This window comes from Streptomyces sp. WZ-12 (assembly GCF_028898845.1).
Classification (GTDB): Bacteria; Actinomycetota; Actinomycetes; order Streptomycetales; family Streptomycetaceae; genus Streptomyces.
This window is the reverse complement of sequence record NZ_CP118574.1, coordinates 3,284,009-3,298,838: the sequence shown is the minus strand read 5'-3', so window position 1 is coordinate 3,298,838 and position 14,830 is coordinate 3,284,009. Positions and strand designations below refer to the sequence as shown.

At 72.2% G+C, this 14,830-nt stretch carries 17 protein-coding genes; 8 read left to right on the top strand and 9 right to left on the bottom strand.

All coding sequences use genetic code 11. The features are described 5' to 3' along the window. Positions 1-30: 30 nt before the first annotated feature. Together PV796_RS13765 and PV796_RS13760 are read right to left on the bottom strand one after the other, a co-directional pair. Positions 31-1,302 (bottom strand): CynX/NimT family MFS transporter, encoded by a 1,272-nt coding sequence (locus PV796_RS13765; RefSeq protein WP_274913350.1) that lies wholly within the window; start codon positions 1,300-1,302, stop codon positions 31-33. Continuing rightward, complete coding sequence (locus PV796_RS13760; protein WP_274913348.1) at positions 1,299-2,078, bottom strand: FadR/GntR family transcriptional regulator; 780 nt, start codon at positions 2,076-2,078, stop codon at positions 1,299-1,301. The genes PV796_RS13765 and PV796_RS13760 overlap by 4 nt, the downstream gene beginning before the upstream one ends. Positions 2,079-2,254: 176 nt before the next feature. Here PV796_RS13760 and crcB (PV796_RS13755) point away from each other — a divergent pair, with 176 nt between their 5' ends. Genes crcB (PV796_RS13755) through crcB (PV796_RS13745) form a run of 3 tightly spaced genes read left to right on the top strand, consistent with a single transcriptional unit; the run spans position 2,255 to position 3,479 of the window. After that, a complete protein-coding gene (gene crcB / locus PV796_RS13755; RefSeq protein WP_274913347.1) occupies positions 2,255-2,692 on the top strand; it encodes a fluoride efflux transporter CrcB in 438 nt (145 codons plus the stop codon). Then, on the top strand, positions 2,689-3,123 hold the full coding sequence (locus PV796_RS13750) for a DUF190 domain-containing protein (protein WP_274913346.1): 435 nt from the start codon (positions 2,689-2,691) through the stop codon (positions 3,121-3,123). Before crcB (PV796_RS13755) ends, PV796_RS13750 begins: the two co-directional genes overlap by 4 nt. Further along, a complete protein-coding gene (crcB, locus tag PV796_RS13745) occupies positions 3,120-3,479 on the top strand; it encodes a fluoride efflux transporter CrcB (RefSeq protein ID WP_274913344.1) in 360 nt (119 codons plus the stop codon). The genes PV796_RS13750 and crcB (PV796_RS13745) overlap by 4 nt, the downstream gene beginning before the upstream one ends. A 220-nt stretch (positions 3,480-3,699) precedes the next feature. On the opposite strand, the gene snpA is transcribed toward crcB (PV796_RS13745), so the two are convergent. After that, positions 3,700-4,365, bottom strand: coding sequence for a snapalysin (snpA, locus tag PV796_RS13740; protein ID WP_274913343.1), 666 nt, complete (start codon positions 4,363-4,365; stop codon positions 3,700-3,702). A gap of 244 nt (positions 4,366-4,609) precedes the next feature. Between snpA and PV796_RS13735 the strand changes: the two genes are divergently transcribed. Then, the gene (locus tag PV796_RS13735) at positions 4,610-5,569 is read left to right on the top strand and encodes a LysR family transcriptional regulator (RefSeq protein ID WP_274913342.1); all 960 of its coding nucleotides are present in this window, start codon (positions 4,610-4,612) and stop codon (positions 5,567-5,569) included. Positions 5,570-5,748: 179 nt separating this feature from the next. On the opposite strand, the gene sodN is transcribed toward PV796_RS13735, so the two are convergent. Next, positions 5,749-6,144, bottom strand: coding sequence for a superoxide dismutase, Ni (gene sodN, locus PV796_RS13730; RefSeq protein ID WP_274913341.1), 396 nt, complete (start codon positions 6,142-6,144; stop codon positions 5,749-5,751). Between the two features lie 164 nt (positions 6,145-6,308). Between sodN and sodX the strand changes: the two genes are divergently transcribed. Further along, positions 6,309-6,764, top strand: coding sequence for a nickel-type superoxide dismutase maturation protease (gene sodX / locus PV796_RS13725; RefSeq protein WP_274919011.1), 456 nt, complete (start codon positions 6,309-6,311; stop codon positions 6,762-6,764). Here sodX and PV796_RS13720 read toward each other — a convergent pair. Beyond that, positions 6,677-7,297, bottom strand: coding sequence for a CGNR zinc finger domain-containing protein (locus tag PV796_RS13720; protein WP_274913340.1), 621 nt, complete (start codon positions 7,295-7,297; stop codon positions 6,677-6,679). The two genes, sodX and PV796_RS13720, sit on opposite strands and share 88 nt — an antisense overlap. Positions 7,298-7,389: 92 nt before the next feature. Between PV796_RS13720 and PV796_RS13715 the strand changes: the two genes are divergently transcribed. Continuing rightward, positions 7,390-8,151, top strand: a complete 762-nt coding sequence (locus PV796_RS13715; protein ID WP_274913339.1) for a class I SAM-dependent methyltransferase — start codon at positions 7,390-7,392, stop codon at positions 8,149-8,151. 80 nt (positions 8,152-8,231) lie between these two features. Here PV796_RS13715 and PV796_RS13710 read toward each other — a convergent pair whose 3' ends face one another. The 3 genes from PV796_RS13710 to PV796_RS13700 form a co-directional block, all read right to left on the bottom strand. After that, positions 8,232-8,984: an amino acid ABC transporter ATP-binding protein gene (locus tag PV796_RS13710; RefSeq protein ID WP_274919010.1), complete on the bottom strand. Its 753-nt coding sequence runs from the start codon at positions 8,982-8,984 to the stop codon at positions 8,232-8,234. Between the two features lie 53 nt (positions 8,985-9,037). Beyond that, positions 9,038-9,973 (bottom strand): amino acid ABC transporter permease, encoded by a 936-nt coding sequence (locus PV796_RS13705; protein ID WP_274913338.1) that lies wholly within the window; start codon positions 9,971-9,973, stop codon positions 9,038-9,040. Positions 9,974-10,057: 84 nt separating this feature from the next. After that, complete coding sequence (locus PV796_RS13700; RefSeq protein WP_274913336.1) at positions 10,058-11,041, bottom strand: ABC transporter substrate-binding protein; 984 nt, start codon at positions 11,039-11,041, stop codon at positions 10,058-10,060. 561 nt (positions 11,042-11,602) lie between these two features. Between PV796_RS13700 and PV796_RS13695 the strand changes: the two genes are divergently transcribed. Together PV796_RS13695 and PV796_RS13690 are read left to right on the top strand one after the other, a co-directional pair. Then, positions 11,603-12,829, top strand: coding sequence for an NAD(P)-dependent malic enzyme (locus PV796_RS13695; RefSeq protein WP_274913335.1), 1,227 nt, complete (start codon positions 11,603-11,605; stop codon positions 12,827-12,829). A gap of 197 nt (positions 12,830-13,026) precedes the next feature. Further along, the gene (locus tag PV796_RS13690) at positions 13,027-13,989 is read left to right on the top strand and encodes a zinc-binding dehydrogenase (RefSeq protein ID WP_274913334.1); all 963 of its coding nucleotides are present in this window, start codon (positions 13,027-13,029) and stop codon (positions 13,987-13,989) included. Positions 13,990-14,016: 27 nt separating this feature from the next. Here PV796_RS13690 and PV796_RS13685 read toward each other — a convergent pair whose 3' ends face one another. Continuing rightward, a complete protein-coding gene (locus tag PV796_RS13685) occupies positions 14,017-14,769 on the bottom strand; it encodes an antibiotic biosynthesis monooxygenase (protein WP_274913332.1) in 753 nt (250 codons plus the stop codon). Between the last annotated feature and the right edge of the window lie 61 nt (positions 14,770-14,830).

Sequence of the window (14,830 nt, the reverse complement as noted above, 5' to 3'; positions counted from 1 at the left end):
CGGGGACGGCCGTTCGGCCGCCCCTTCCGTTCATCGCCCCGCGACGTGCTGCGGCCGGGCGGCGCCGAGTCCCATCGCCACCTGCGGGACCAGCAGCACCAGCAGCACCGCCAGCGGCACCGTCCAGGAGCCCGAGGCGTCGTGCACCGCGCCCAGCACCGCCGGGCCGGTGGCGGCGAGGATGTAGCCGAAGCACTGGGCCATGCTGGAGAGTTGGGCGGCGTGCCGGGTGTCCGGGGCGCGCTGGACGATGAACAGCAGCGCCAGGCTGATCGCCGCGCCCTGGCCGAGGCCGAGCAGCGTCATCCACAGGTACGCGCCGCCGACCGGCGCCGCCCAGACCCCGACGAAGCCCGCCGCGCACAGCACCGCGCCCAGCGCCGCCAGGGTGCCGGCCCTCAGCCGGCGGCCGACGATCACCGGCGCCAGAAACGAGCCGGCGATCCCCAACAGCGAGGAGAACGACAGCATCCAGCCGGCGTCGCCCGCGCTCATCCCGGCGTCCTCGAAGACCGTCGGCAGCCAGGCGGCGGCCGCGTAGTAGCTCAGCGACTGCAGCCCCATGAAGCCGGTGACCTGCCAGGCCAGCGGGGAGCGCCACAGCCCGCGCACCGGGTGGGCGGCCTGCCGGGCGGCGGCCTCGGAGACGTCGGTGCGGGTGCGGATCTGCGGCAGCCAGACCACCAGCGCGAGCAGCGCCAGCGCGCCCCAACAGGCCAGCGTGGCCTGCCAACTGAGCCCCGCGGCCTGCTGCACGGGGACGGTGATGCCGGCCGCCAGCGCCGCGCCGCCGAACAGCGACATCGAGTACAGCCCGGTCATCAGGCCGGCCCTGGCCGGGAAGTCCCGCTTGATCAGGCCGGGCAGCAGGACGTTGGCGACGGCGATGCCGGCGCCGATCACCACCGTCCCGGCGAACAGCGCCACCACCGAGTCCAGCAGCCGCAGCCCGGTGCCCAGGCAGATCAGCGCCATGGTGGCCAGCAGCGACCGCTCCATCCCGAAGCGTCGGCCCAGCCGCGGCGCGACCGGTGCCAGCAGTCCGAAGCAGAGCAGCGGCAGCGCGGTCAGCAGGCTGGTGGCGGCCGCCGACATCCCGCTCTCGGTGCGGATGGTGCCGACCAACGGGGAGACCGCGACCAGCGCCGGGCGCAGGTTCAGCGCCAACAGGACGACGCCGAGGCCGAGATAGAGGGCGCGGCGGCCGGTGGTGCCGGTGGGCGCGGGGCCCCCTCCGGGCGCGGTCGTCGGCCCGGCGGCCGGCCGCGCCTCGGATATCTCCGTCGGCGGTCCTTGGGTCATGACTGGGCTTCCTCCTGTGTCCCGTCGTTCCGGGCCGTCCCGTTGGTGGCACCGGCGGTCTTGGTCTTCTGGGCCGGTTCGGCGGGCGCCTCGCGCAGCACCTGCGCCGCCTCCGCGAGGTGCGTCAGCGCCGCCCGCTCGGCGGCGTCCGGGTCCCGCGCCTCGATGGCGTCGACGATCGCGGCGTGCGCGTCGAACTGGTGCCGGACCGCGTCGGGCAGCAGCGGCGTGTCGACCACGGCCGCCAGCGCCTCCCGCAGCGCGTCGCTGAACTGCTCGTACAACTCGGCCAGCAGGCCGTTGTGCGCGGCGGCCGCGACCGCCCGGTGGAAGCGCATGTCCGCCTCCACGAACCGGGCCGCGTCGCCGGTGTCCCAGGCCCGGCCGCGCACCGCCAGCGCCTCCCGCAGCGCGGTCAGGTCCTCGTCCGTGCGGCGCTCGGCCGCATAACGGGCGGCATCGCGCTCCAGGCACGAACGGACCTCGTACGCCTCCAAGTTGGCGGCCCGGCGCAGCCGGCGCTGGACCGCCGCGCCGAAGCCGCTGCGGGCCCGGACGTAGGTCCCGTCGCCCTGCCGCGGCTCCAGCATTCCGGTGTGCACCAGGGCGCGGACCGCCTCGCGGACGGTGTTCCGGCCGACGTCCAACTGCTCGACCAGCACCGGCTCGGCGGGGATCTTCGCGCCGACCGGCCACTCGCCGTCGGCGATCAGCCGCTCCATCTGCTCGATGACCAGCTCGACGAGGCTGGTGCGGGCGGTACTGCGCAGCGGCATCGGCGCCGTCCTCTCGTTCGCGGGGCGTGGGTTCCGCGTCCGTCGGCACTCATCCGACGGGGCGCCGATTCCACCAGTGATGGGAACATCCCATGTTTAGCCGTGTCAAACGGCGCGGCTTAACCTGAGGGCGACGACGCCCGGTCGCACGCGCAGAGCAGAAAGGCCCGCGGACCATGGACGAACCAGCCCGCCGCCCGCTGCCCTGGCAGGGCCAGTGGCCGGTGATCGGCGCGGTGGCCGTGGGCGGCGCCCTCGGCGCCTCGGCCCGCTACGGCGCGGGGCTGCTCTGGCCGAGCGCGCGGGACGCCTTCCCCTGGACCACGCTGCTGGTCAACGTGGTCGGCTGCGCGCTGATGGGCGTCCTGATGGTGCTGATCACCGAGGTGTGGAGCGCCCACCGGCTGCTCCGCCCGTTCCTGGGCACCGGCGTCCTCGGCGGCTTCACCACCTTCTCCACCTACGCGGTGGACATCCAACGTCTGGTGGGTGCCGGCCGGTTGCCGCTGGCCCTGGCCTATCTCGCCGGCACCCTGCTCGCCGCACTGGCCGCGGTGGCGCTCGCCGCGGCCACCACCCGCGCGCTGGTCGGACCGGGGCGGCGGGCGGCATGACCGACGACGTGACGGGCGGCACGGCGGGCCGCGGCCCGGCCGGGTCCCCGGGCGGGCCGGTGCCGGCCGGCGAGCCGGGCCTGCGGCTGACCGTCTTCGTCGGCGAGCAGGACCTCTGGCACCACCGGCCGCTCTACGCGGAGATCGTGCACCGCGCCCGCGCGGCGGGGCTGGCCGGGGCGAGCGCCTTCCGCGGCATCGAGGGTTTCGGGGCCACCTCGCTGATCCACACCCACCGACTGCTCTCGCTCAGCGAGGAGTTGCCGGTGGCGGTGATCGTGGTGGACACCGAGGAACGGGTGCGGGCGTTCCTGCCGCAACTGACCGAACTCCTCGCCGGCGGGGGCCTGATGACCCTCGACCCGTGCGAGACGATCGCGTTCCGGGGCCGGGCGGGCACGGCCGCCGGCGGGGAGGACTCGCGCGAGTGAACTGGCTGCTGGTGGTGGCCGGTGCCATGGTCGGGGCACCGCTGCGCTTCCTCACCGACCGCTTCGTGCAGTCCCGGCACGACTCCGTCTTCCCCTGGGGGACGCTCGCCGTCAACGTCGGCGGCAGCCTCGTCCTGGGCGTGCTGACCGGCGCCGCGGGCCCGGACCTCCAACTGCTGTTCGGCACCGGCCTGTGCGGGGCGCTGACGACCTACTCGACGTTCTCCTACGAGACGCTGCGGCTGGCCGCCGACGGCGCGCGCCGGTACGCCGCGCTCAACGTGGTGCTCAGCCTGGTGGCCGGACTGGCCGCCGCCGGCGCCGGGTTGGCCCTCGGCCAGGCCCTCTGGCGCTGACCGGTCAACTCCCCTTGCACGCGCAAGCGGTGGGGCTCGGGAGGAGCCCCACCGCATGGGCGGACGTACGGCGCGCGAGGGCTGGTGGGGGGTACGGAGGCCGACCCCGCCAGGTGCCGGGCTCCGTCAGCCCCGGCCCGCCGTCCGCCCGGTCTCCGTCAGCCCGGCCGGGCGGACGACGGGCGACCGCCGTGCCGCGTCCCGGAGGTGACCCGGGAGGTCAGCCGCCGAAGTGGACGCCGGCCAGGCCGTTGGCCCAGAGCTGGTCCACCTGGGCGCGCTCGTTGGCGTCCGGCTGGGTGTTCTGGCAGGACGGGCCGGGCCCGCCACCGGACATCAGCTCGCTGCACGGGCCCTCGTAGTGGTCCGGCAGCCCCAGCACGTGACCGGTCTCGTGGGCGACCACGCGGACCGAGTTGTACTGCTGGGCCTGGCTGTGGTCGATGAAGACGAAGCCCTTGCCGTGGCCGTCGGTGCTGGCGTACGAACCGCGCGGGTCGTCGCCCTCCTTGTACTGGAAGTCGCCGCCGCCGCTGCCCGCCTGGAGCTTGACGTTCTGCACGGCGCCGTTCCAGATGGAGGCGCTCTGGGATATCTGGTCCGCGAAGGACGGCGCGGCGCTCGCGTCGTAGGTGACGGTCACCGACTTCAGGGACGGGTTGGCCAGGTGCTTGGCCTTGGCCACCGCCATGACGGCGTTGAAGAACGCCTTGGTGTTCGCCTTCTCGGCCGCCGAGCCGGTGTAGGCGGCGATCGAGGCGGGGGTGCTGTGGTGGGGGGCGGAGTGTGCGGTGGCGGGCGCGGCCGACACCGGTGCGGCCGCGGCGAGCGCGGCGGCGAGGCCCAGACCGAGCGCAGCCGACAGCGCCGTCTTGGGAGTTCTCATGTGGGGGGCTCCTTTATTTCCGAGGGGCCGTACGGCCGCCGTGTGGGGCGGCGGCCGGGGCCCTGCGGATTTCTTGGTGCCGTTGAGTGTGGACGGAGTTCACCCGGAAGGCGGAGATGCCAGGTGGCGATAGCGCGGGTCAATACCCCGGGTGGCGACCGGCCAACGCGCTGGTGAAGGGCCGGAGTTCGGACCGGTGGTGAAAGCCTGGTGTGAGTTGCGCCTGCGCGTTTATGCTCCGGGCGTGGAGCTTGAGGTAAGGCATCTTCGCGCCCTGTGCGCCATCGCCGACACCGGCAGCGTGCGCAAGGCGGCCCGTCAGCTGGGGATGACCCAACCCTCCTTGACCACCCAGCTCCACCGCATCGAGAAGGCCCTCGGCGGTCAGCTCTTCTTCCGCGAGCCGACCGGCAGTCGTCCCACCCCGCTAGGGCATTCGGTGCTCTGTCGCGCCCGGCCGATAGTGGCCGAAATGCGCGCGCTTGTCGAGGACGTCGCCTCGGTCTCCGTACGGGAGGAGGGCACCCGGCTGCGGATCGGCAGCACCAACAGCCCGGCCGTCGCCGGCTGGTTGCGCCGACTGCGCGCCCGCCTGCCGGAGACCGACACCACGATACGCACCGACGTGTCCGCCAACGCCCTGCTCCACATGGTCGCGATGGGCCAGCTCGACGCGGCCTTCGTGCACGAGGTCGAGGGCGCCCCGCTGCGCGTCCCCGACGGGCTGCTCGCGCACGAACTCCTCGCCAGGGAACCGCAGTTCATCGCCCTCGCCGAGAGTCACCCGGCGGCCGGCCATCCCGTCGTCCGGGTCGCCGACCTGGCCGCCGACCAGTGGATGGTCGACCCGACGGTGGACGGCGAGTGGGCCGGCCTGCGCCGCATCTGGGCCGCGGCCGGCATCAACCCCCGGGTGGTGCACGGCGATTACCTCACCGCCGTGGACCTCGTCATGGCCGGCGAGGTGGTCACCCCCTGCCAGCCCACCGCACGCTCCCGCCCCGGCATGGCGATCCGCCCGCTGTACGGGGACCCGTTGGCGGTCCGGCTGTTCATGGCCTGCCGCGCGGACGGCCCGCCGGCCGCCTCCGCCGACGACCTGTTCGCCGACCTCACCGCCGCCTACACGGAGATCGCCTGGGCCAGCGAGGCGTACCACGACTGGCTGGTCCGGCACGGCGGGCCGCTGTCGGTCGAACACTGAGGCGTCAGGGGCTTATAGGGCGGGGCTATCGCCCGCCGCCGGGCGGTCCGTGGCGCTACCGGGAACGGCCGCACCCGGCCCGCGACGTCCGCCGGGTTGCGGCGGGGTGCGGACCGGGTGCGGTCGGTTCCGGGACCGGGCGATCAAAGTGAGCGCCGGCCGGGCGGGTTGAGACGGGCTCAGCCCTTCTTGGTCGCCCAGAAGATCTTGTCGATCTGGGCGATCAGGTCCAGGGCCTTCTGGCCGGTGGCCGGGTCGTTCGAGCCCTTGGCGGCGCTGAGCGCCTTGAGGGTGTCGTTGACCAACTGGTGCAGCTCCGGGTACTTCTCGAAGTGCGGGGGCTTGAAGTAGTCGCTCCACAGCACCGAGACGTGGTGCTTGGCCAGCTCGGCCCGCTGCTCCTTGATCAGGACGGCGCGGGTGCGGAAGTCCGGGTCCTCATTGGCCTGGTACTTCTCCTGGACGGCCTTGACCGACTCGGCCTCGATGCGGGCCTGGGCGGGGTCGTACACGCCGCAGGGCAGGTCACAGTGGGCGCTGACCCGGATCTTCGGGGCGAACAGGCGGGAAAGCATGTTCAGTCCTTCCTCGTGATCGTCTTCTCAGGTGCGAGATTACTCGGTGCGGGAAGGCTTTTCTCGGGCGCCCCGGGGGTCTTAGGGCAAAAGTCCGGCACCGGGTCGGGACTGATGGAGGATGGTCCGTGAGGGTCGGACGGGGGCAGCAGTGGGAGGTACGGATGCCGGAGCGGGTGCGCGGGCCGGAGCGGGGCGTGGACGACGGCGCGGAGTCGGCGCGCGGCGGGCCGCTGCGGGCGCTGGGGCTGGCCGAGGTCTACAACCCGTCGATGGTGCCGACGCTCAGGCCCGGGGACCAGCTCGTGGTCCGGTACGGGGCGGCGGTGCGCCCCGGTGACGTGGTCGTGCTGCGGCACCCGTTCCGGCAGGACCTGCTGATCGTCAAGCGGGCGGTCGAGCGGCGGGACGGCGGCTGGTGGGTGCGCGGCGACAATCCGTTCGTGGAGAACGACAGCCGGGAGTTCGGGGCGGTCCCCGACGAGCTGGTGATCGCCCGGGCCTGGCTGCGGGTGCGGCCGCCGCGCGGGCTTCAGCGCTCGCCGCGCGCGGTGCTCGACTGGGGCGCCTGGGCGCTGTCGGCGGTACGGCCGCTCTCCCGGCGCTTGCGGGCGCGGTAGGCGGCGACGTTGGAGCGGGTGGCGCAGCGGTCGGAGCAGTAGCGCCGGGACCGGTTGGTCGAGGTGTCCAGATAGGCGTTGCGGCAGGGTCTGGCCTCGCAGATGCCCAGCCGGTCCACGCCCAGCTCGGTGAGGTGGAACGCCAGGCCCATGCAGGCGGTCGCGGTGTAGCCGGCGGTGGCGTTGGCGGCGTGGTCGGCGATGTGCATGTGCCACTTGGGGCGTCCGTCGTCATCACGGAACTCGTGGCCGGAGATCTGCGGGCTGACCGGGAACTCCATCATCAGGGCGTTGAGCAGGTCCACCGCGCGCACCTCGTCGCCGCCGTCCGCCGCCTCGAAGACCGCCCGCAGCCGGGAGCGGACCGCCCGCAGCCGGGTCACATCGCTCTCGGTGGCCCGCCGGGCGGCCTGCTGGGCGACGCCGAAGAGTTCGCGGACCGCCTCGACCGAGCTGAGACTGTCCCCGCCGCGCTCGGGCTGCTCGGTGTTGACCAGTCGCACGGCATAGTCCGAGTAATAGGCCAGTTCCACTTGTAATCCTTACGGGACGGCGTCTAAGGTGCAAGCACCCAGGCGTAATGGGTGTTGTCAGTACGAGGGTATTACGTACCGGAGGGGTGGCAATGACCGAGACCGTGCTCGACGGCGACTGGCAGGCGTGGCAGGACAGTTGGGACCGCCAGCAGGAGTGGTACATGCCGGACCGCGAGGAGCGGTTCCGGGTGATGCTCGACATGGTCGAGGCGCTGGTGGGTCCCAAGCCCCGGGTGCTCGACCTGGCGTGCGGCACCGGCAGCATCTCCGACCGGCTGCTGAGGCGGTTCCCCAAGGCCGAGAGCGTCGGCGTCGACCTGGACCCGGCGCTGCTGGCGATCGCCGAGGGATACTTCGCAGACGAGCCGCGGATCCGCTTCGTCCGGGCCGACCTCAAGGACCCGCAGTGGCCCGCGCGGCTGCCCCACGACTCCTTCGACGCGGTGCTCACCGCCACCGCGCTGCACTGGCTGCATGCGCCCGAACTGCGGGCGCTGTACGGGCAGTTGGGTGGCCTGGTCCGGGACGGCGGGGTGTTCCTCAACGCCGACCACATGCCCGACGAGGAGACCCCGCGGATCAACGCCGCCGAGCGGGAGTTCCGGCACGCCCGGATGGCGCGCGCCAAGGAGGCCGGCGCGGTCGACTGGGCGGAGTGGTGGCGGCGGGCCGCCGCCGACCCGTACCTGGCCGGGCCGACCGCCGAGCGCTTCGCGATCTACGGCGAGCACGCGGACGGCGAGACGCCCCCGCTGCGCTGGCACGCCGAGGCGCTGCGCGCGGCCGGGTTCGCCGAGGTGCGCCCGGTATGGGCCTCGCCGACCGACAGCCTCGTGCTGGCGCTGAAGTAACCCCCGGCGCCGCGCGGGCACCCGGCGCGGGGGGCGGGACCGCGCCGGTCCCGTCCACCGCGCCGTCGCGGTCGGTCCCGTCAGAGCACCTTGGACAGGAACGACTGGGTCCGTTCGTGCCGGGGGTTGGTGAGGACCTCGCGCGGGTGGCCGGATTCGACGACCACGCCGTCGTCCATGAAGACCAGCGAGTCGCCGACCTCGCGGGCGAAGCCCATCTCGTGGGTGACCACGACCATCGTCATGCCGTCGGCCGCCAGGTCCTTCATCACGTCCAGCACGTCGCCGACCAGCTCCGGGTCGAGGGCCGAGGTCGGCTCGTCGAAGAGCATCAGCTTGGGTTCCATGGCCAACGCCCGGGCGATCGCCACCCGTTGCTGCTGGCCGCCGGAGAGCTGCGAGGGGTAGTTGCCGGCCTTGTCGGCCAGCCCCACCCGGTCCAGCAGCTTGACCGCCCGCTCCCGCGCGGACGCCTTGGCCTCGCCCTTGACCTGGACCGGCGCCTCCATGACGTTCTCCACCGCGGTCATGTGCGGGAAGAGGTTGAAGCGCTGGAAGACCATCCCGATGTCCCGCCGACGGGCGGCGACCTCGCGGTCGCGCAGCTCGTAGAGCTTGCCGTGGTGCTCCCGGTAGCCGACCAGTTCGCCGTCGACCGACAGCCGGCCGGCGTTGATCTTCTCCAGGTGGTTGATGCACCGCAGGAACGTCGACTTGCCGGAGCCGGAGGGGCCTATCAGGCAGAACACCTCCCGGGGCGCCACCTCCAGGTCGATCCCCTTGAGGATGTGGGCGTTGCCGAAGGACTTGTGGACGCCCTCGGCCTTGACCATCGGGACGGCGGCCTTGCCGGAGCCGGTGATCGCGGTCCTGCTCGTGGGCTTGCTCATGCCGCACCTCCGGCGCGGTTCGGGCCGGCCAGCTTCGCCCTGAGGCGCTGGAACGGGGTGGGCGGAAGCTGGCGGCTGGAGCCGCGGGCGTAGTAGCGCTCCAGGTAGTACTGGCCGATGCTGAGCACCGTCGTGGCGATCAAGTACCAGGCGGCGGCCAGGATCAGCATCTCGACCACCACGCCGGAGTCCCGGCCGACGTTCTGCGCGGCCTGCAACAGGTCGTAGTACTGCACCGCGATGACCAGGGACGAGGTCTTGAGCATGTTGATGACCTCGTTGCCGGTCGGCGGCACGATCACCCGCATCGCCTGCGGCACGATGATCCGGCGCAGGGTCTTGCCGTGGCTCATGCCCAGCGCGTGCGCGGCCTCGGTCTGGCCCTCGTCGACGGCGTTCAGACCGGCCCGACAGATCTCGGCCATGTACGCGGCCTCGTTGAGGCCGAGGCCGAGCAGCGCGCACAGGAACGGGGTCATGAAGTCCGACCACTCGTCCTTGTAGATCGGCATGATGTCGATGTACTGGAAGACCAGGCCGAGGTTGAACCAGAGGAAGAGCTGGACGTAGACCGGGGTGCCGCGGAAGAACCAGACGTAGAACCACGCCACGGTCGAGGTCACCGGGTTCTTGGACTGCCGCATGACCGCCAGGATCACGCCCAGCACGATGCCGATCACCATCGCCAGCAGCGTGATCCACAACGTGTTGCGCAGACCCTTGAGGATGTCCGCGTTGAACATGTACTCCGGTATCGCGCCCCAGTTGACCTTTCCGGAGGCGAAGGCCCGCACGAGCAGCGCCAGCAGCCCGATGACGACGAGCGCGGCGACCCAGCGGCCGTAGTGGCGGACGGGGATGGCTTTGATGGGCTCGGGCTGGGGCGGAGCGGCCGCCGGCGGCTCGGCCGGCTTGTCGACGTCGACTGACACAGGGCTGCCTTTCAGCGTGTGACGGGAGAGGCGTAACGGAGGGACGCGCGGACCGCGCCGGCTTCGGCGGGTCGAACGCCGGCCTCAGGAGCCGCCGTTGATCTTCACTTCCTTGACGCCGGCGTCCCTGACGTTCCACTTGGCCAGGACGGCGTCGTACGCGTGGTTCTTGATCACCAGCTCCACGGCCGCCTTGATCGCGTCGCGCAGCTTCTCCTGCCCCTTGGGGACGGCGATGCCGTACGGGGCCGCCTTGAGCGGGGCGCCGCCGACCATCTGGAAGTCGTTGCCGCCACCGGAGACCTTCACCGCGTAGGCCGCGACCGGGTAGTCGCTGGAGACCGCGTCGACCCCGCCGGTGCGCAGCCGGGTCTGGGCCTCGGAGTCGTTGTCGAACGCCTCGATGGAGATCGGCTGTTGGCCGTCCGCCTCACAGGACTTGGACTTCTCCTTGGCCAGGTCGTGCGAGACGGTGCCGCGCTGCACGGCCAGCTTCTTGCCGCACATGGTCTCCCAGCCGTCGATGCCCTGGGTCTTGCCCTTCTGCGTGTAGAGCGAGACGCCGACGTTGAGGTAGTCCACGAAATCGACGCCCTCACCGATCTTCTTGCCGGTGGTGGAGTCGACGCCCTGCTGGCGGTCCTTGGTGTCCGTCATCGCCGACACCGCGATGTCATAGCGCTGGGACTTCAGGCCGCCCATGAGGGTGTCGAAGGTGGCGTTGTTGAAATTGAGCTTGATGCCCAGTTCCTTGCCGATGGCGGCGGCGAGATCCGGATCGATGCCTTCCACCTTGCCGTTCGACCGGAACTCCACCGGCTTGTAGGTGATGTCCGAGCCGACCTGGAGCATCGCCTTGTCCTGGACGTCCTTGGGCAACTTGCTGAAAAGCGGGGCGTGCGGATTCCGGTTCTTCGCCGCCTCCCGCCGGGCCTGCGCCGCCTGGGTCTGGTCACCGCAAGCGCTGAGCAGCAGCAGCGATGCGGTGACCGTGGCTATCGCGGCAGCAGTCTTGACGGACCTGCCGGGCCTGCCGGCCGCCGCGCGACGGGTGGTGTCTGCGGTCATGCGGATCCTCCTGCGGATGGGTAACCGACGTGCCAGTGTGGGCAGCCGATGCGCTGGTGAGAAGGGGGTGGGCACACACCTTTGGGCACCTTTGGGCGTCGCGCCCTCGGTCGGTGACGGAATCTTGCCATCCGGACTCCGGTATTCGGACTGCCGTTCAGGTCAAAATCGCATAACGGACGGGCAATGGTCACTACCGGCCTTCCGGCGCAAGGGAATCGGCTGCCCGCGGAGGATAGGGAGAACGCCGACGAAGGGGCGATGTCTCGGAATACGGACGGCCCGGAGGGCGTTCAGTGATTTTGGGCATTCCGTCGCTATTGTCGGGGCCTTGTACCAGCAGGTAACGAATCTGACTCGTCGGCGTGCATGCCCGTCCGGTAGAAAGGGTCGTTACACCCCTCATCCGGGGCTCAGGGCGCGTGTGCGGCGCGCCCGGCGTCCGTACCTCCCCCCGCGTGGCGGCCATCCGCGGCGCAGGGCGCGGGCGCGGTGCCCGCCCACCCCCCAACCAGGGAGTGGCCACCCTCAACTGATTTACGACAAAGGGGTCTAAGAACAGTGGCAGCGGAGATCGTCAATCCTCGCAGCGATCGCGAGACCGGTGCGGGCGGCGCGGACGGCACGTCCGGCGAGCCCTTCGACCCGGCCTTCGCCCTGCACCGCGGCGGCAAGATGGCCATCCAGGCGACCGTGCCGGTCCGCGACCGGGACGACCTGTCCCTCGCGTACACGCCGGGCGTCGCCAAGGTGTGCAGCGCCATCGCCGAGCGGCCCGAGCTCGTGCACGACTACACCTGGAAGTCCCAGGTCGTCGCCGTCGTCACGGACGGCACGGCGGTGCTGGGGCTGGGCGACATCGGGCCGGAAGCCTCCCTTCCCGTGATGGAGGGCAAGGCCATCCTCTTCAAGCAGTTCGGCGGTGTCGACGCGGTCCCGATCGCGCTCGCGACCACCGACACCGACGAGATCGTGGAGACCGTCGTCCGGCTCGCGCCGTCCTTCGGCGGCGTCAACCTGGAAGACATCTCGGCGCCGCGGTGCTTCGAGATCGAGCGCAGGCTCCAGGAGCGGCTGGACATCCCGGTCTTCCACGACGACCAGCACGGCACCGCCGTGGTCACCCTGGCCGCCCTGCGCAACGCCGCCAAGCTCACCGAGCGCGAGCTCGGCGACCTGCGGGCGGTCATCTCCGGCGCCGGCGCGGCCGGTGTCGCCATCGCCAAGATCCTGATCAACGCGGGCATCGGCGACGTGGCCGTCTGCGACCGCAAGGGCGTGGTCTCGGCGGACCGGGACGACCTCACCGACGTCAAGCGCGAGCTGGCCGGCTTCACCAACAAGGCCGGCCTGACCGGTTCGTTGGAGTCGGCGCTGGACGGCGCCGACGTCTTCATCGGGGTCTCCGGCGGCACGGTGCCGGAGGAGGCGGTGTCGAAGATGGCGAAGGACTCGCTGATCTTCGCGATGGCCAACCCCAACCCGGAGATCCACCCGGACGTCGCCCACAAGTACGCCGCCGTGGTCGCCACCGGGCGCAGCGACTTCCCGAACCAGATCAACAACGTGCTCGCCTTCCCCGGCATCTTCGCCGGCGCCATGCAGGTGCGCGCCGCGCAGATCACCGAGGGCATGAAGCTCGCCGCCGCGGAGGCGCTGGCCGCCGTCGTCGCCGACGAGTTGAGCGCGGACAAGGTCATCCCCTCGCCGTTCGACGAGCGGGTCGCCCCGGCCGTCACCGCGGCCGTCGCGGCCGCCGCCCGCGCGGAGGGCGTGGCCCGGCGCTGACCGGTCCGCCGCGGACCGACCACCGGAAAACGGGCCGGGCCGACACCCCCAAGGGGTGCCGGCCCGGCCCGTCCGCATGGGGCGGCGTCGGCGGGAAACGACCGCACGGATCCGGCCACCCGCGCGCACCCGCCGGGCGGTGCGTGTCACACCCGCGCCCGCTGTCGCGGGGCCCGCCGGCGGCCTACTTTGGGATCATGTTTGCTGCCTACGCCGCCCGCATCGACCGCGATCAGCCGCTCTCCGGACTGGAATTGGGGGAGCGCCCGGCCCCCACCGCCCGCCCCGGCTGGACCACCGTCGACGTCAAGGCCGCCTCCCTCAACCACCACGACCTGTGGACGCTGCGCGGCGTCGGGATCACCGAAGCGTCGCTCCCGATGATCCTCGGCTGCGACGCCGCCGGCATCGACGAGCACGGCAACGAGGTCGTCCTGCACTCCGTCATCGGGCAGACCGGCCACGGCGTCGGCCCCGACGAGAAGCCCTCCATCCTCACCGAGCGCTACCAGGGCACCTTCGCCGAGCGGGTCACCGTGCCCGCCTGGAACGTCCTGGCCAAGCCCGCGGAGCTGTCGTTCGAGGAGGCGGCCTGCCTGCCCACCGCCTGGCTGACCGCGTACCGGATGCTGTTCACCAACGCCGGCGTCCGGCCCGGTGACAGCGTGCTGGTCCAGGGCGCCGGCGGCGGGGTGGCGACCGCCGCCATCGTGCTGGGCGCCGCCGCTGGCCTGCGGGTCTTCGCCACCAGCCGGGACGAGGCCAAGCGCAAGCGCGCCGTGGAGCTGGGCGCCGAGGCGGCGTTCCCGACCGGTGAGCGGTTGCCCGGGCGGGTGGACGCGGTGATCGAGACGGTCGGCGCGGCCACCTGGTCGCACTCGATCAGGTCGCTGCGGCCCGGCGGCACCCTGGTCATCTCCGGTGCCACCAGCGGCTTCACGCCCAAGAGCGGCGAGCTGAACCGGATCTTCTTCCTGGAGCTGAAGGTCGTCGGATCGACCATGGGCAGCAAGGAGGAGCTGGCCGGACTGCTCGACTTCTGCGCCGCCAAGGGCATCCGGCCGGTGATCGACTCGACGCTGCCGCTGGACCGGGCGCGCGAGGGCTTCGCGAAGATGGCGGAGGGGGAGCTCTTCGGGAAGGTCGTGTTGACGGTCTGAGCCGTCGGCACCGGCCCCGAAGGGGCGTCAACCGCGGCCTGGCGGTGGGACGTTGACCAGGCTCCGGTGCGGCACATAGGTGGGCACGGCCGGTACGCCGGGCGTGCCCACCGCCGCGTCGTCCGCCGGTACCGCCGGGGCGGGAGCGACCCCGGGCAGCGCCTCGATCGCCGCCCGCAGTCGGGCCGGAGCGGCGCTGTCGGCAAACGCCCGCCAGGCCGAACGGCCCCGCCACTCGCCGAAGTTGAGCACCCGGCGGCCGTCCTGGGAGAAGTGGAAGTGGGCGCCGAGCAGCCCCGGGACGGGCTCCTCGGCCAGCATCCCGAGCACGGTGTCGGCGAGGGCGCGCTGGGCGTCCGCTGTGGCGGTGGCGAACGTCGGGGTCACCACGAACTCCGGTGTCCGCGTGGCGCGTTCGGCGGCCACGTGGCTGCGGTGGTGGCGGTAGCGGACCACGCCCGGGCGGCGGATGCCGGGGAGGGCCGCGTCGACGGGGGCGAGGGCGGCGGGGCGCCGGGTGCGCACCCACTCCCGGTGGGCCGCGTCGTCGGTCCACTGCGCGTAGTTGAGGACGTGGCCGCCGTCGGTGCTCAGGAAGGTGGTGAGCGTCAGCATCGCGGCCGGGCGGGGCTGCGCCTCCCAGGCGTCCACCACCGCGTCGGCCGCCGGGCGTTGGAAACGGGCGTCCGGTACCAGCCAGGGGCTGATCAGGACGGTGCCGGTGTCGGGCCGTTGGACGTCCGGGAATTCGAGGGTCGGGGCGGGGTCGGTCGGGGGCATGACGGCTCCGTTCGCGTGGGGCTCTTCTGGGTGCGGCACGAGCCTGATCCCTCAAGTGCGG

What these genes read in the sequence shown, in the direction of transcription:
- PV796_RS13710 (WP_274919010.1), bottom strand. Translation starts at nt 8,984, where the DNA reads ATGGTCAAGGCCGAGGGCGTCCACAAGTCCTTCGGCAACGCCCACATC.
- PV796_RS13750 (WP_274913346.1), top strand. Translation starts at nt 2,689, where the DNA reads ATGACCGACGACGTGACGGGCGGCACGGCGGGCCGCGGCCCGGCCGGG.
- PV796_RS13760 (WP_274913348.1), bottom strand. Translation starts at nt 2,078, where the DNA reads ATGCCGCTGCGCAGTACCGCCCGCACCAGCCTCGTCGAGCTGGTCATC.
- snpA (WP_274913343.1), bottom strand. Translation starts at nt 4,365, where the DNA reads ATGAGAACTCCCAAGACGGCGCTGTCGGCTGCGCTCGGTCTGGGCCTC.
- PV796_RS13765 (WP_274913350.1), bottom strand. Translation starts at nt 1,302, where the DNA reads ATGACCCAAGGACCGCCGACGGAGATATCCGAGGCGCGGCCGGCCGCC.
- PV796_RS13690 (WP_274913334.1), top strand. Translation starts at nt 13,027, where the DNA reads ATGTTTGCTGCCTACGCCGCCCGCATCGACCGCGATCAGCCGCTCTCC.
- crcB (WP_274913347.1), top strand. Translation starts at nt 2,255, where the DNA reads ATGGACGAACCAGCCCGCCGCCCGCTGCCCTGGCAGGGCCAGTGGCCG.
- PV796_RS13685 (WP_274913332.1), bottom strand. Translation starts at nt 14,769, where the DNA reads ATGCCCCCGACCGACCCCGCCCCGACCCTCGAATTCCCGGACGTCCAA.
- PV796_RS13700 (WP_274913336.1), bottom strand. Translation starts at nt 11,041, where the DNA reads ATGACCGCAGACACCACCCGTCGCGCGGCGGCCGGCAGGCCCGGCAGG.
- sodN (WP_274913341.1), bottom strand. Translation starts at nt 6,144, where the DNA reads ATGCTTTCCCGCCTGTTCGCCCCGAAGATCCGGGTCAGCGCCCACTGT.
- PV796_RS13715 (WP_274913339.1), top strand. Translation starts at nt 7,390, where the DNA reads ATGACCGAGACCGTGCTCGACGGCGACTGGCAGGCGTGGCAGGACAGT.
- sodX (WP_274919011.1), top strand. Translation starts at nt 6,309, where the DNA reads ATGCCGGAGCGGGTGCGCGGGCCGGAGCGGGGCGTGGACGACGGCGCG.